Origin of the sequence: Streptosporangium sp. NPDC087985 (assembly GCF_044741965.1) — a bacterium.
In the GTDB taxonomy this organism is placed as follows: domain Bacteria; phylum Actinomycetota; class Actinomycetes; order Streptosporangiales; family Streptosporangiaceae; genus Streptosporangium.
The window spans coordinates 162,991-177,389 of the sequence record NZ_JBIUTQ010000014.1 but is presented as its reverse complement, the minus strand read 5'-3'; the positions used below and the strand labels follow the sequence as shown (position 1 = coordinate 177,389).

Annotated in this window: 13 protein-coding genes; 3 read left to right on the top strand and 10 right to left on the bottom strand. The window is 67.6% G+C overall.

Translation table 11 applies throughout. The annotated features are described in order from the left end of the window. Window positions 1-357: 357 nt before the first annotated feature. The 4 genes from ACIN94_RS23720 to prcB all read right to left on the bottom strand — a co-directional run bounded on the left by ACIN94_RS23720 (window position 358) and on the right by prcB (window position 4,645). On the bottom strand, window positions 358-1,305 hold the full coding sequence (locus ACIN94_RS23720; protein WP_400709715.1) for an FKBP-type peptidyl-prolyl cis-trans isomerase: 948 nt from the start codon (window positions 1,303-1,305) through the stop codon (window positions 358-360). 96 nt (window positions 1,306-1,401) lie between these two features. Next, a complete protein-coding gene (pafA, locus tag ACIN94_RS23715; protein WP_400709712.1) occupies window positions 1,402-2,760 on the bottom strand; it encodes a Pup--protein ligase in 1,359 nt (452 codons plus the stop codon). 229 nt (window positions 2,761-2,989) lie between these two features. Then, a complete protein-coding gene (prcA, locus tag ACIN94_RS23710) occupies window positions 2,990-3,769 on the bottom strand; it encodes a proteasome subunit alpha (RefSeq protein ID WP_400709738.1) in 780 nt (259 codons plus the stop codon). 27 nt (window positions 3,770-3,796) lie between these two features. Beyond that, complete coding sequence (gene prcB, locus ACIN94_RS23705) at window positions 3,797-4,645, bottom strand: proteasome subunit beta (protein ID WP_400709709.1); 849 nt, start codon at window positions 4,643-4,645, stop codon at window positions 3,797-3,799. 53 nt (window positions 4,646-4,698) lie between these two features. Here prcB and ACIN94_RS23700 point away from each other — a divergent pair, with 53 nt between their 5' ends. Further along, window positions 4,699-4,848, top strand: a complete 150-nt coding sequence (locus tag ACIN94_RS23700) for a hypothetical protein (RefSeq protein ID WP_400709706.1) — start codon at window positions 4,699-4,701, stop codon at window positions 4,846-4,848. Between the two features lie 113 nt (window positions 4,849-4,961). On the opposite strand, the gene ACIN94_RS23695 is transcribed toward ACIN94_RS23700, so the two are convergent. Continuing rightward, window positions 4,962-5,171, bottom strand: coding sequence for a ubiquitin-like protein Pup (locus ACIN94_RS23695; RefSeq protein ID WP_400709703.1), 210 nt, complete (start codon window positions 5,169-5,171; stop codon window positions 4,962-4,964). A 446-nt stretch (window positions 5,172-5,617) separates the two neighbouring features. On the opposite strand from ACIN94_RS23695, the gene ACIN94_RS23690 reads away from it, so the two are divergent. Then, on the top strand, window positions 5,618-6,412 hold the full coding sequence (locus tag ACIN94_RS23690) for a serine/threonine-protein kinase (RefSeq protein ID WP_400709700.1): 795 nt from the start codon (window positions 5,618-5,620) through the stop codon (window positions 6,410-6,412). Between the two features lie 72 nt (window positions 6,413-6,484). Here the strand turns inward: ACIN94_RS23690 and dop are convergent, their stop codons facing one another. The 4 genes from dop to ACIN94_RS23670 form a co-directional block, all read right to left on the bottom strand. Further along, window positions 6,485-7,999 (bottom strand): depupylase/deamidase Dop, encoded by a 1,515-nt coding sequence (dop, locus tag ACIN94_RS23685; protein WP_400709697.1) that lies wholly within the window; start codon window positions 7,997-7,999, stop codon window positions 6,485-6,487. A gap of 85 nt (window positions 8,000-8,084) precedes the next feature. After that, window positions 8,085-9,218 (bottom strand): acyltransferase family protein, encoded by a 1,134-nt coding sequence (locus ACIN94_RS23680; protein WP_400709694.1) that lies wholly within the window; start codon window positions 9,216-9,218, stop codon window positions 8,085-8,087. Window positions 9,219-9,379: 161 nt separating this feature from the next. Then, the gene (gene arc / locus ACIN94_RS23675; RefSeq protein WP_400709691.1) at window positions 9,380-11,143 is read right to left on the bottom strand and encodes a proteasome ATPase; all 1,764 of its coding nucleotides are present in this window, start codon (window positions 11,141-11,143) and stop codon (window positions 9,380-9,382) included. 205 nt (window positions 11,144-11,348) lie between these two features. Next, window positions 11,349-12,218, bottom strand: coding sequence for a tRNA (adenine-N1)-methyltransferase (locus ACIN94_RS23670; RefSeq protein ID WP_400709688.1), 870 nt, complete (start codon window positions 12,216-12,218; stop codon window positions 11,349-11,351). Between the two features lie 196 nt (window positions 12,219-12,414). Here ACIN94_RS23670 and ACIN94_RS23665 point away from each other — a divergent pair, with 196 nt between their 5' ends. Beyond that, the gene (locus ACIN94_RS23665; protein WP_400709685.1) at window positions 12,415-13,518 is read left to right on the top strand and encodes a GNAT family N-acetyltransferase; all 1,104 of its coding nucleotides are present in this window, start codon (window positions 12,415-12,417) and stop codon (window positions 13,516-13,518) included. A 66-nt stretch (window positions 13,519-13,584) separates the two neighbouring features. On the opposite strand, the gene ACIN94_RS23660 is transcribed toward ACIN94_RS23665, so the two are convergent. Further along, a complete protein-coding gene (locus ACIN94_RS23660; RefSeq protein WP_400709682.1) occupies window positions 13,585-14,373 on the bottom strand; it encodes a serine/threonine-protein kinase in 789 nt (262 codons plus the stop codon). Window positions 14,374-14,399: the final 26 nt, after the last annotated feature.

Below are 14,399 nucleotides of genomic sequence, written 5' to 3'. Positions count from 1 at the left end.
TCGTTCGACATCACCACCCGGCACGGTCGCGTCGCCGGGATCAACCACCGGCATGTCCGTCATCTTCAGCGCGCGGACGGCTACGGCTACACGACGCAGAAAGAAGCTGATCGAAATACCTGACTGGTCAGGGCACGCTCGGGCCTGGGCGGCCCTCCCGCTCCCGATTCCTCCCCGGCCTGAAGGCCGGGGCATCCTCGGGAGGTTCTGGTGAAGGCCCGCGGGATCCATCACATCACCGTGTACGGCTCCGCCATGCGCAGGAACCACTCCTTGCGCCGCCGCAGGATGTCAGGGTGCGGCAGGCCGGAAGGGGCCGCCTCCGGCCTGAACAGGCCGGAGGCGGTCAGTAGGCGGTCAGTAGGCCGCGAGGACGTCCACGAGGAAGACCAGGGTGTCGGTGCCCTTGATCTTATCGCCGGAGCCGTCCTTGCCGTAGCCGAGGTCCGGCGGGATGCTCAGCAGCACCCGGCTGCCGACCGGCACGCCGACCAGGCCCTCGTCCCAGCCCTTGATGACCTTGCCCGTGCCGATCTGGAACATGATCGGCTCACCGCCACGCGACCAGCTGCTGTCGAATTCGAGGTCCGAGCCCCAGATCTTCCCGGCGTACTGGACCAGGATCGACTGACCGGACTTGACCTCCGGCCCGGTGCCCTTGATGACCGTCTTGGCGACGAGCCCCTTGGGTGCCTTCTCCTTGGTCTTGGTGGTGAGCTTGGGCGCGGCGTCACCATCCGGGCTCTCCACCTTCACGCCCTTGAGACCCGGGTCGGTCGCGGTGCCGTGAGCCGCCTTGCCCTCGGGGACGCCGACCACGTCGACCACGAAGACCTGCGACTGGCCCGGAGGCACCTGCGACTGCTGCTCGGCGGGCACCGAGTCCTTGGCGACGACGGACAGGAACCTGCCGCCCCCCTTGGTCTCGGCGAACCCCTTGCGCAGGATCTCCGGGACCTGATCGTTGATCGTGATGAGCTGCGGGCCGCCCTCGTCGTAGGTCGAGCCGGCCAGCTTGTTCTCCTTGCCGTCCCAGGTGTAGACGGTGAAGTTGGCCACCACGCTGCCGCCCTCCTTGGCGGCGGCGCCGACGGTGCCAGGCGTGATCACCTGGTAGGAGGAGGTCTCGACGACCTTCGCGGGGAAGGTCACGCTGGGCTTGGCGTTCGCCGCGCCCGTCACCTTCAGCTCCGGGACCGTGCCGCCGGGACTACTGGAGGCGGTGTCGACGCTTCCTCCGGAGCCACAGGCGGCGGCGAACAACAGAGGCACTGAGGCCAGTACGGCCAGGCTGCGGCGGCGCATAGATATCCCTCAAGCAGACGTCAGGTTCGCGCCACACTATCGGGCTGGGCATATGGATGGGTTAAGCCCGTAACCGATCTTGCCGAAGCGTGACCATCACATTCCTGCGATCAGCTTGTCCACCCTCTCGTCCACGCTGCGGAAGGGGTCCTTGCACAGGACGGTGCGCTGTGCCTGGTCGTTGAGCTTCAGATGCACCCAGTCGACGGTGAAGTCGCGGCGCTTCTCCTGCGCCTTGCGGATGAACTCGCCGCGCAGCCGCGCCCGGGTGGTCTGCGGCGGAACCGACTTGGCCTCGAAGATCTTCAGATCGGAGGCCACCCGCTCGACCGCCCCGCGCTTCTGCAGCAGGTAGAACAGGCCCCGGCGGCGATGCACGTCGTGGTAGGCCAGGTCGAGCTGGGCGACCCGGGGGCTCGACAGAGGAAGATCGTACTTCTTGCGGTAGCGCTCGATCAGCTGGTATTTGGTCACCCAGTCGATCTCGCGGGCGACCAGGTCCAGGTTGCCGGTGTCGACGGCGTCGAGCGTCCGCTCCCAGAGATCCAGCACCCGGTGGCTGATCTCGTCACCGCCGCGGCGGTCGACGAAGTCGCGGGCCTTGGAGAGGTATTCCTGCTGGATCTCCAGCGAGGACGCCTCCCTGCCGTTGGCCAGCCGCACCCGCCGCCGCCCGGTCATGTCGTGGGAGACCTCCCGGATGGCCCGGATCGGGTTCTCCAGCGACAGGTCGCGCATCACCGTGCCCGCCTCGATCATGCGCAGCACCAGGTCGGTCGCGCCGACCTTGAGCAGCATGGTCGTCTCGCTCATGTTGGAGTCGCCGACGATGACGTGCAGGCGGCGGAAACGCTCGGCGTCGGCATGCGGCTCGTCGCGGGTGTTGATGATCGGGCGCGACCGCGTGGTCGCGCTGGAGACACCCTCCCAGATGTGCTCGGCCCGCTGGGAGACGCAGTAGACCGCTCCACGAGGGGTCTGCAGCACCTTGCCGGCACCGCAGATGATCTGCCGGGTCACCAGGAAGGGGATGAGGACGTCGGCCAGGCGGCCGAACTCGCCGTGCCGGCCGACCAGGTAGTTCTCGTGGCAGCCGTAGGAGTTTCCGGCCGAGTCGGTGTTGTTCTTGAAAAGGTAGATGTCGCCGGCGATGCCCTCCTCGCGGAGCCTCTTCTCGGCGTCGACGAGGAGCCCCTCCAGAATGCGCTCTCCGGCCTTGTCGTGGGTGACGAGCTCCACGACGTTGTCACACTCGGGGGTGGCGTATTCGGGATGGCTGCCCACATCCAGATAGAGACGGGCGCCGTTGCGCAGAAAGACGTTGCTCGATCGGCCCCAGGAGACGACCCGGCGGAATAGATAGCGCGCGACCTCGTCGGGCGACAGCCGCCGCTGCCCCCTGAACGTGCAGGTGACGCCGTACTCGTTCTCAAGCCCGAAGATGCGACGATCCATTGCCTCACACTATTCGCCGAACCCCTCTTGCGGGAGGGATCAATGGGGTTTTCGGTCGTACGGCTTATGCCCCTGGCGGTGAACTGCTAAGCATGAGCCCGGCTCGCACACGGACGCCGGCCGCACCGGCCCTCCGGTACGGTCGCGGTCCGCGACCTCCCGGGACTCGGCGGCAAGCGAAATCAGCGGAGCGCCGCACCCGGGGGAACGGCGCTCCGCGATCGCGCGATCAGCCGGCCGAGCCGGTGTCGATGTCGCCCTCGGGCGCCGTCGCCGGAGCCTCGGACGTCTCGGGCGCGGGCGCCGGGGGCGGAGGCGGAGCCTCGGTGCCCTTGGCCAGCAGGCGCTCCAGCCTCGGGCCGTTGAGCCGCAGGAACTTGCGGTGCGACCGGTTGCGGTCGAGCACCGCGACCTCGAGCTGGTCGGCCGGAGGGCGGTCGCCGCCCGGCTCGGTCAGCGCGAACAGTGCCGCCTCCAGCGCCTCGGCCAGCGGCAGGCCTTCGCGGTAGCGTTCCTTGAGCCGGGACGCGACCACCTCGGCCTGGCCACCCATCGCCACCAGGCTCGTCTCGTCGAACACCGACCCGTCGAAGGTAAGACGGTAGATGTGGTCCTCGTCGGAGGAGTCGCCGACCTCGGCCACCACGATCTCCACCTCGAACGGCTTCATCGACTCGGTGAAGATCTGGCCGAGGTTCTGGGCGTAGAGGTTGGCCAGGCCGCGCGCGGTGACGTCGTCCCGGGCGTAGTTGTAGCCGTTGATGTCGGCGTAGCGGATGCCACCGAGGCGCAGCGCCTCGAACTCGTTGTAGCGGCCGACCGCGGCGAAGCCGATCTTGTCGTAGATCTCACTGATCTTGTGCAGCGCCCTGGAGGGGTTGGGGGCGACGAACAGGATGCCGTGCTCGTACTGCAGAACGACGACGCTACGGCCCCGCGCGATCCCCTTGCGCGCGTAGTCCGCCTTGTCTCGCATCTGCTGCTCGGGCGAGACATATCCAAAAGGCATGGACACCTGGGGTGGTTCCTCTCGTTGTTAGCGCAGCGGGGCGACGGGGCCGTCGGGGGAGCTCATCCGCTCGTCGATGACGGTCTGGACGTGCGCGCCCACCTCCTCGTCGGACAGGCGGTGGAAACCGTCGGCGGTGATCTGCACCACGACGGGCCAGATCCTGCGGGTGACGTCGGGGCCGCCAGTGGCCGAGTCGTCGTCGGCGGCGTCGTAGAGCGCGTGGATGAGCGTCAGCACGACCTCCTCCGGCGAGGCGTTCTCCCGGTAGAGCTTCTTCAGCGAGCCACGCGCGAAGATCGAGCCGGAGCCGATCGAGTGGTACTGCTGCTGCTCGTAGGGACCGCCTCCGACGTCGTATCCGAAGATGCGTCCGCCGTCGGTCTCGGGGTCGTAGGCGGCGAACAGCGGCACCACGACCAGTCCCTGCATGGCCATGCCGAGGTTGCCGCGGATCATCGTGGCGAGCCGGTTGGCCTTGCCCGTCACCGAGAGCGTCCGGCCCTCCATCTTCTCGTAGTGCTCAAGCTCGACCTGGTAGAGCCGGGCCATCTCGATGCCGGTGCTCGCCGTCCCGGCGATGCCCATGCACGAGTATTCGTCGGTGCGGAACACCTTCTCCATGTCTCGCTGGGAGATGATGTTGCCCGAGGTCGCCCGGCGGTCACCGGCCATCACCACGCCGCCGGCGCAGGTCGCCGCGACGATCGTGGTGGCGTGGGGAATCCGGTCACCGACCGGGGCCGCCAGGTTCTCGTTCCGGCCGGGCAGCAAGTCCGGCGCGTAGGACCCGACGAACTCCGTGAACGAGGAAATGCCGCTGTTCGTGAAGATGTGATTCAGCATGCCGGCGGGCAGGTCCCTATGCGATCCCACGCGACTCCCTCCAAAGGTGCGGTCCTTTAAGGCCCGACCTTACTCATCTTGCCGTGCTGCTTGCACTTCCCTGGATCAGCCCAGCGCGAACCGTCGCCGCCCGCCGCGCCGACCTACTCGGCGCGGCGGGCGAATGGCTGGAGGTCGCGACGGAGCCGTACGACTACCGCTGCGCCTCTTCGAGATCGCGACCGTTCACCTGACGGGAGCAAGCTGGGCGTGCCATGCGTCGTCCTCAGGCACGGCCATAGGACAGGTATGCGGACTCGCTGGCGAGTCCACCCCTACCCCGCCCCTGGAGTTCGGACCCTTATCGCTACTCTCCGCCCTTCTGGACGTAGCTCCTCACGAACTCTTCCGCATTCTCCTCAAGGACCTCGTCGATCTCGTCGAGAATCGAGTCGACGTCGTCCGAGAGCTTCTCGTTGCGTTCCTGGACGTCGGAGGAGTCGACCGTGGTGGTCTCCTCCACCTCCTTGTCGGTCCGGCCGGCCTGCTTCTGCCCACCGGTGTCCTTGCTCGCCATCTGTGGCACCTCCGCCTGGGGGACGCTTGTGGTTCTTATCTTCCCCGAACCGGCGGCCGTTGCGCGCGGATCATCCCGCGATCTTTACGGGAGTCCGTCGAGGCCGCTCCGAGGCTCTGTCCTGCCAGAGAACCCCCTTCCACCTCCCTGAGGCAAATCCTTCCCCCTTAACTGGATAGCATTGCTATCGAATAATTGGCTAGCATCACTATCCAATGAGGGGATCTCCATGTCGCCGTCGTCGCCGAGCACCGCCGGAGTGCTCCTGATCACCGTGCCCGCCGTTGTCGCCGGCGGCGTGTCCCTGGGCGCGGGGACGTTGTTGCTGGGCATCGGCCTCGTCTGACCACCCCTGCGGGTCAGATCTGTATATTTCCCAGCTTTCTCTGACACGCCGGGACCGTTCCAGTTAGGCCGCAGAGGTACAGAACTGCGATCATTGATGGGTGAGCACTATCGTCGCCAGCCGGTACAAACTCATCTCCCCCGTCGGCCGCGGAGCGACGGGGGTCGTCTGGCGCGCCTACGACCTGTTACTGGAGCGGGAGGTGGCGCTCAAGGAGATCGCCCTCCCACCCGGCCCCGAGGCGGCCGAGCGGCGGCGGCGGGTGGTCCGCGAGGCGCGGATGGCGGCGCGGCTGAGCCACCGGGGCATCGTCACGGTGCACAACCTGGCCGAGGAGGCCGAACGACTCTGGATCGTCATGGAGTTCCTGGAGGCGCTGACCCTGCACGACACGCTGGTGCAGGCGGGACCGCTCCCCGCCGAGCTGGTGGCCGGGATGGGAAGCCGGCTGCTGGAGGCACTGCGGCACGCTCACGACGGCGGGGTGATCCACCGTGACATCAAGCCCGCCAACATCATGCTGACCGGCGACCGGGTGGTGCTGGCCGACTTCGGCTTCGCCGCGCCCGAGGGTGCGGCGAGCACCTCGACGCGGGGCACACCGGCGTTCCTCGCGCCGGAGGCCCTGCACGGCCGGGGCGGCACCCGCGAGGCGGACATGTGGTCGTTCGGGGCGACGCTCTACATGGCAGTGGAGGGCAGGACCCCGTTCCGCACGGTGCACTCGATGGCCGCTCTGGTGGAGGCCCTGCGAGAGCCGGCGCGCGCGCCCCAGCGGGCGGGCGCCCTGGAGCCGGTGCTGCGCGGGCTGCTGCGCAAGGATCCGAGGGCGCGGTTGAGCGCCGAGCAGACCTCGGCCATGCTGGCCAAGGCGCGCTGTTCCAGCGCGGCCTGAGCCGGCGCCCGGAACGTACGGCTCGCGGGGCGACGGGCAGGTCCGAACTCCCACCCCGCGAGTGGGCGATCACTACTCGCCGGTGAGGGCGTTCACCAGCTCGGCGGCCGTACGGCAACGGTCGAACAGCTCGCCCACATGGGCCCTGGTGCCGCGCAGCGGCTCCAGGGTCGGGACGCGCTGCAGGGACTCACGGCCGGGGATGTCGAAGATGACCGAGTCCCAGGAGGCGGCCGCGACCGACTCGCTGAACTGGCTCAGGCAACGGCCCCGGAAGTAGGCCCGCGTGTCGTTGGGCGGGGCCTCGATGGCCCGCTGGACCTCTTCCTCGGTGACCAGTCGCTGCATCCGTCCCCGGGCGACCAGCCGGTTGTACAGACCCCGGTCGGGGCGGATGTCGGAGTACTGGAGGTCGACGAGCTGCAGGCGCGGATGGGACCACGCGAGGCCGTCGCGGGTGCGGTAGCCCTCCAGCAGCTCCAGCTTGGCGACCCAGTCCAGCTCCCTGGAGAGCTGCATCGGGTCTTCTGCCAGGCGGGTCAGAACCGACTCCCAGCGGTCCAGGACGTCCTTGGTGAGCTCATCCACCCCGTTGCCGCTGCGCTCCTCGGCATACTTGCGCGCCAGCTCCAGGTACTCCATCTGGAGCTGGACGGCCGTGAGCTTACGGCCGTCGCGCATGGAGATCTCGTATTTGAGCGTCGGGTCGTGGGAGACCGCGCGCAGCGCCTGGACGGGGTTCTCCACGGCGAGGTCGCGGGTGAAGTAGCCGTCCTCGATCATGGCCAGGACGAGCGCGGTGGAGCCCAGCTTCAGGTAGGTAGAGATCTCCGACATGTTGGCGTCACCGATGATGACGTGCAGCCGGCGGTATTTCTCCGGGTCGGCGTGGGGCTCGTCCCGGGTGTTGATGATCGGCCGCTTGAGCGTGGTCTCCAGGCCCACCTCGACCTCGAAGAAGTCGGCTCGCTGGCTGATCTGGAAACCCTCACCGCGCGAGTCCTGACCGATGCCGACCTTGCCGGCGCCGGTGACGACCTGCCGGGAGACGAAGAACGGCGTCAGGTACCTGACGATGTCGGCGAACGGCGTGGACCGCCGCATCAGGTAGTTCTCGTGGCAGCCGTAGGAGGCACCCTTGTTGTCGGTGTTGTTCTTGTAGAGCTGGATCGGGGCGTTGGTGGGGATCGCCGAGGCACGGACCGCGGCGTCGTGCATCACCCGTTCCCCCGCCTTGTCCCATAGCACCGCGGCTCGCGGGTTGGTGCACTCGGGAGCGGAGTATTCGGGATGGGCGTGGTCGACGTAGAGCCGAGCACCGTTGGTGAGGATCACGTTGGCCAGGCCCAGATCCTCATCCGTGAGCTGGCTCTGATCGGCCACCTCCCTGGACAGATCGAAGCCCCGGGCGTCGCGCAGCGGATTCTCCTCTTCGAAGTCCCACCGTGCCCGCCGCGCTCGGGCCGCCGAGGCGGCCAGGTAGGCGTTGACGACCTGAGAGGAGGTCACCATCGCGTTGGCCCCCGGCTGTCCGGGCACGGAGATGCCGTACTCCGTCTCGATGCCCATCACCCGCCGTACCGTCATGCGCATCCTCTGTTCATCCGGGACTACCTCTTCGCCGTATATATCCCCGACCCTAGACCTTTCACTATGCCCGGTGGCCAGACAGTTATGGCACCGAGGCCTTTTCGCCCGCCGTGAAGGACATCGGGGGCGGCGGCGCGGCCGGGCGGCGGCGCCTGGCCTTGACGAACTCCTGGACGGGCCGTTCGACGAGCCGGTACACCAGATAGGAGAAGGCCATCGCGGCCAGCAGGGTGGCCAGGGCGGTCAGCCAGGGCGGCAGGGTGTCCCGCAGAGCGGGGATGATCAGGACCGCGGCCGTGGTGTGGAACAGGTAGAGCGGGTAGGTCAGCGCGCCCAGGATGACCAGGCCGCGCCCGCGCAGCCATCTCAGCCAGCCGAGCGCCACCATCGCCATGAGCACGTAGAAACAGATCACGGTGGCGACGACGGCCCACTCCGGGACGGGCATCGCGGTATAGCCGACCAGTTCGATCCGGCCGGCGACCCGGACGAGCGCCGCGTTGACCGCCAGGCCCGCGCTGATCCCGGCCATGCACCACAGGATCAGCCTGGGCCCGTGCTTGGTCATCAGGAAGAACGCCATGCCTCCGACGAAGTACGCCGCGTACTTGGGCATCACCACGAGGTCGACCCAGGTGTTCTGGCTGCCCGCGAAGAACCCCGCCGCCAGCAGCCAGACGCCCATGAAGACCAGGCAGCGTTTGAACGTCACGCCGACGAGCACCAGGATCGAGATCAGCAGGTAGAAACGGAGCTCGACCCAGAGCGACCAGTAGACGCCGTTGGCGTCGTAGACGCCGAAGGCCCGCTGGAGCATCGTGAGGTTGACCCCGTACCCTCCGAGGCTGAGCTTGGGATCCAGGGCGGTGGCCGCGGTCAGGCCGTAGACCGCGGCGGTGACACCGACGCTGACCCAGTAGGCGGGGAAGAGCCGCACCAGCCGGGACAGGGCGAACGCGCCCAGCCCCCGGCCCCAGACGCTCATCAGGATGACGAATCCGCTGATCATGAAGAACAGCTCGACGCCCAGGATTCCGAGGCCCGACAGCGTGGAGATCGCGGGGAACAGCTCGGATGGGCGGGCCTTCCACACCGAGGCGAAGGCGATGAAGTAGTGGAAGGCGAGCACCGCCATGGCGGCGACGAAACGGAGGAGGTCGAGTTCGGCGAGACGGCCGCTGCCCCGAGCCGCTCCAGAAGACCCCTCGCCGGTCACCTGGCGACCCGGCCGAAATGTTCACGCACGCCACTTGGACGGCTTTTCGATCAGTTGGGTTCCATGTGACACCGGTTCACTTCGGTGACGGATGGGGGCCGGAACCGCGCACGTCGGCGGCGTGACCCCGGGACGGGGTCACGCCGCCGACGTGCGTGCCGCTAGAGGTACTGACCGGTGTTGGCCACCGTGTCGATGGACCGGCCGGCCTCGGTGCCCTGCTTGCCCGTCACGAGGGTGCGGATGTAGACGATCCGTTCGCCCTTCTTGCCGGAGATGCGGGCCCAGTCGTCGGGGTTGGTGGTGTTGGGCAGGTCCTCGTTCTCGGAGAACTCGTCCACGCAGGCCGCCAGCAGATGCTGGATCCGCAGGCCCTTCTGCCCGGACTCGAGGAACTGCTTGATCGCCATCTTCTTGCTGCGGTCGACGATGTTCTGGATCATGGCGCCGGAGTTGAAGTCCTTGAAGTACAGGACCTCCTTGTCGCCGTTGGCATAGGTCACCTCGAGGAAGCGGTTCTCCTCGCTCTCGGTGTACATCCGCTCGACCACCCGCTGGATCATGCCCAGGATGGTGCCCTCACGACTGCCGCTGTGCTCGGCAAGGTCCTCGGGGTGGAGGGGAAGGTCTTCGATGAGGTATTTCGAGAAGATGTCCCTGGCCGCCTCGGCGTCCGGCCGCTCGATCTTGATCTTGACGTCCAGGCGGCCTGGCCGCAGGATCGCCGGGTCGATCATGTCCTCGCGGTTGGAGGCGCCGATCACGATCACGTTCTCCAGGCCCTCGACGCCGTCGATCTCCGACAGGAGCTGGGGAACGATGGTGTTCTCGACGTCGGAGGAGACACCCGAGCCCCGAGTCCGGAAGATCGAGTCCATCTCGTCGAAGAACACGATCACCGGGGTGCCTTCGGAGGCCTTCTCCCGAGCGCGCTGGAAGACCAGGCGGATGTGCCGCTCGGTCTCGCCGACGTACTTGTTGAGAAGCTCGGGACCCTTGATGTTGAGGAAGAAACTCTTGCCGGACTGGCCGGTCTTCTCCGCCACCTGTTTGGCCAGGGAATTGGCGACGGCCTTGGCGATCAGCGTCTTGCCGCAGCCGGGCGGCCCGTACAGCAACACACCCTTGGGCGGACGCAGCTTGTGCTCGCGGAAGAGGTCGGCGTGCAGGTAGGGAAGCTCGATCGCGTCCCTGATCTGCTCGATCTGCCGCATGAGCCCGCCGATCTCCTCGTAGGAGATGTCGGGCACCTCCTCCAGGACGAGCTCTTCGACCTCGGACTTGGGAATGCGCTCGTAGACGTAGCCCGAGCGCGACTCCAGCAGTAGTGAGTCGCCGGCCCGGATCGGCTGGCCGACCAGCGACTCCGCCAGCTTCACCACCCGCTCCTCGTCGGCGTGCGAGATCACCAGGGCGCGCTGGCCGTCCTCAAGGAGCTCCTTGAGCATCACGATCTCGCCGAGCTCCTCGAATCCGAGGGCCTCGACCACGTTGAGCGCCTCGTTGAGCATGACCTCCTGGCCACGCCTCAGCGAATCGATCTCCACCGCCGGACTGACGTTCACCCGGAGCTTGCGACCGCCGGTGAAAACCTCCACCGTGCCGTCTTCCCTGCTTTCAAGGAAGACGCCGAACCCGGATGGCGGCTGCGCCAACCGGTCGACCTCCTCCTTCAGCGCGACAATCTGGTCTCTGGCCTCCTTGAGGGTGGCCACCAGACGTTCGTTCTGGCCGGTGACGGCCGCGAGGTTCGCCTGCACTTCATGGAGACGCTCTTCGAGGACCCTGGCCTGCCGGGGAGACTCCGTCACCTTCCGACGCAGCGCGGTGAGCTCCTCCTGCAGGAAGGAGACCTGTGTTGTGAGGTCAGCGACCTCCCGTTCGCGCTGCGCGGCTCGAGCCTCAGCGTCGTCGCGAGCTGCCACGGCGTCACCTCCTTCCCAGTCGAGACCGACTACTCAAAACCCTACCCATCTGAGGGCTGTCCCTTACCTGGCCGAACAGTGTTCGTATGGCTACATTAAGTGGGCAATGATTAATCCCTTATGGTGCGTTTAGCCCTGTGAGCAGGAGAACACGGCAATCTGTCCCCTTGTCACTAGTAAACGCACCGTTGTGGCCGAATCGTCATCATCTGGTGGATGAACCGAGCTCTTCGCCTTGTGCCCCCTTTGCCGGACGTCTGCGCCGGGGTGGTGGTGTGACCCCGTCCGCCATGCGGCGGGCGGTGACGAGGAACCCGGTGTGCCCGACCATCCGATGATCGGGCCGTACGGCCAAGCCCTCGACATGCCAGTCACGGACCAGGGTCTCCCACGCATGGGGCTCGGTGAAACTCCCGTGTTCGCGGAGAGTTTCGACGATGCGGGACAACTGTGTTGTTGTGGCCACATAACAACAGATGACGCCGCCTGGAGTGAGCGCCTTGGCTGCGGCGTCCACGCACTCCCACGGGGCGAGCATGTCCAGGATGATCCGATCGACGTCACTCTCGTCGAGCGCCTCCACGAAGTCGCCCACGACCAGGCGCCACTGGTCCATCGGACCGCCGTAGAACTTCTCCACGTTCTTGGTGGCGACCTCGGCGAAGTCCTCACGCCGCTCGTAGGAGGTGACGCTGCCCTCGGTGCCCACGGCGCGCAGCAGGAAGCAGGTGAGCGCGCCGGAGCCGACCCCCGCCTCGACGACGCGTGCGCCGGGGAAGATGTCGGCCATGGCGACGATCTGCGCCGAATCCTTGGGGTAGATGACCGCCGCGCCGCGCGGCATGGACAGCGTGTAGTCCTGGAGCAGATGCCTGAACGCGAGGTACTGGGTGCCACCCGACGAGCGCACCACCGACCCCTCGGGCTGGCCGATCAGCTCGCTGTGCGGGATCCCGCCCTTGTGCGTGTGGAAGACCCCCTCTTCCTTCAGCGTCACCGTGTGGCGCTTGTTCTTGGGGTCGGTGAGCTGCACCTGATCCCCGACCTGAAACGGCCCATGCCTGCGAAAACCCATGCCCGCAAGGTTATCGGCGTGCGACTGCCCCCGATTCCCGTCCGGGCACACGCGGTGCGGCCTCGCCTGTGTAACCGGTCACGGTCCGAGACCACGCGGAGCGGGCCGCGCCCGCGTGATCCCGCTCCGTACGGACCGTAACAAGACCATCCAAAATGACTCGCCCCTCACGAAAGCAACTGATAACACTTGAATCGTGTTTCCCCGAGACGTGATTCCCGCAGGTCCCGTAGTACTGCGCCCGCCCGCCGACGACGACATCGCGTCGATCGTCCGCGCCTGCGCCGACCCGGAGATCGCCCGCTTCATCCCGGCCGTACCCGTGCCGTACACCCGCGACGACGCGCTCTTCTACCTGAAGACGGCCGAGCGACTCTGGGAGAGCGGTGGCGCCTCGTTCGCCGTGGCGGACGCCGGCACGGGCGAGTGGCTGGGCAACATCGGGCTCAAGGCGCTCGACCCGCGAGGCAACGGCGAGGTGGGCTACCTGATCGCCCCGTGGGCACGGGGACGCGGAGTCGCCACGGCCGCCACCAGGGCACTGACCGAATGGGCCTTCACCCACGGGGTACGGCGCATGGAGCTGCTGGCCGCCGTGGAGAACCTGGCCAGCCAGAAGGTCGCGATGGCCGCCGGTTTCCACCGTGAGGGCGTGCGGCGCTCGGCCGAGCCCCGGCGCGACGGCACCCGCGGAGACCTGGTGTCCTTCGCCAGGCTCTCCGGTGACTCCGGTGACCGGGTGCGGCCGTACCTGCCGGGCTTCCCCGGCGGCTCGCTGTCCGACGGTGTGGTACGGCTGACGCCGCTGACCGCGGCCGACGCCGACGACTACCACGCGCTGCAGAGCCTGCCTGAGGTCGTGGCGCACAGCGTGCGCCCACAGTCCTCCGATCCGGCCGAGAGCGAGGCGTTCTGCAGGATGGCGGCCATGCGCTGGCTGGCGGGTGAGCGGGCCGAGATCGCCATCCGGGACGCCCGGACGGACGCGTTCGCCGGCCACCTCCAGTTCAGCTCGATCGTGCCGCCGCTGGGCCAGGCCATGACGGGCTACAGCACGCTGCCGGAGTTCCGCGGCAGGCGTCTCACCACCCGGGCGGTGATCCTGTTGGTGGAGTGGGCCTTCACGCACACCTCCCTGGCCCGGATCATCGCGGGCACCTCACCGGACAACCTCGCCTCGCAGCGGGTGCTGGAGAGCGCGGGCTTCACCCGGGAGGCGATCCTGCACGGGATGATGCCGGGCCCCGACGGCACGCGCCTGGACGATCTGCAGTGGTACCGGCTGCGTCCCCCCGGGTAGGCACGCGGCTCTCCCCCGGGGACTGAGAAGGGCGGACACGGCAGGCCGCCGGGCTGAACCCGGGCCTTAGCCCACCAGCGCGGAGAGGCGGTCGGCCAGTTCCCTGGCGGTGGGCCGCTTGGCCACGTCCCCGATACAGGCGTGGACGAGCTCCGACAGCTGGGGCTCCATGTCCGTGCGGACCGACGGCGGCGTGCTGTAGACCTTGCGCAGGGTCAGCAGCGGATCGTGGGTGGGCAGCTCGCCGTACAGACCGGTACGCGTCACCGCCCAGTGCAGCGTCGCGCCGAGCGACCACACGTCTCCGGCGGGAGTGGGCGTCTCCCCCTGCAACAGCGCCGGGTCGGTGAACTCCACCGACCCGATGCCACCCATCCCCGTCACCGTCGCCCCCGGCATCAGCACCTGCGACAGGCCCAGGTCCGAGAGTTTGCCCCCGAGGTCGGTGAGCAGCACGTTACCGGGGCGGATGTCACGGTGCACGATGCCCTCCTCGTGCAGCGCCTGCGCGGCATGGGCCACGCACATGATCGAGCGCAGCACCTTCTCCCTCGACGGCGGCTCGGCAGGCCGGCCCAGCGACCCGCCGGGCAGATACTCCATCGAGTAGTAGAAAACCCCGCCCTGCTGGCCCGCGTCATAGAGCGTCACCAGGTACGGCGAGCGCACCGCGGCGAATGCCTTCAACTCCCGCGTGGCACGCCGGAACGCGTCACTGCCGGTCCCCCCGACCACCTTTACCGCGACGAATTCCGTCTCGACCGGCAACCGCCCGGGTTTCCTCGCCAGATAGAACTCGCCATGATTGCCCGCTCCGAGCGAACGGACGAACTCATAGTCGGCAATACCTTCCACCAACGTCTCCCCTCCGTACCTTATGC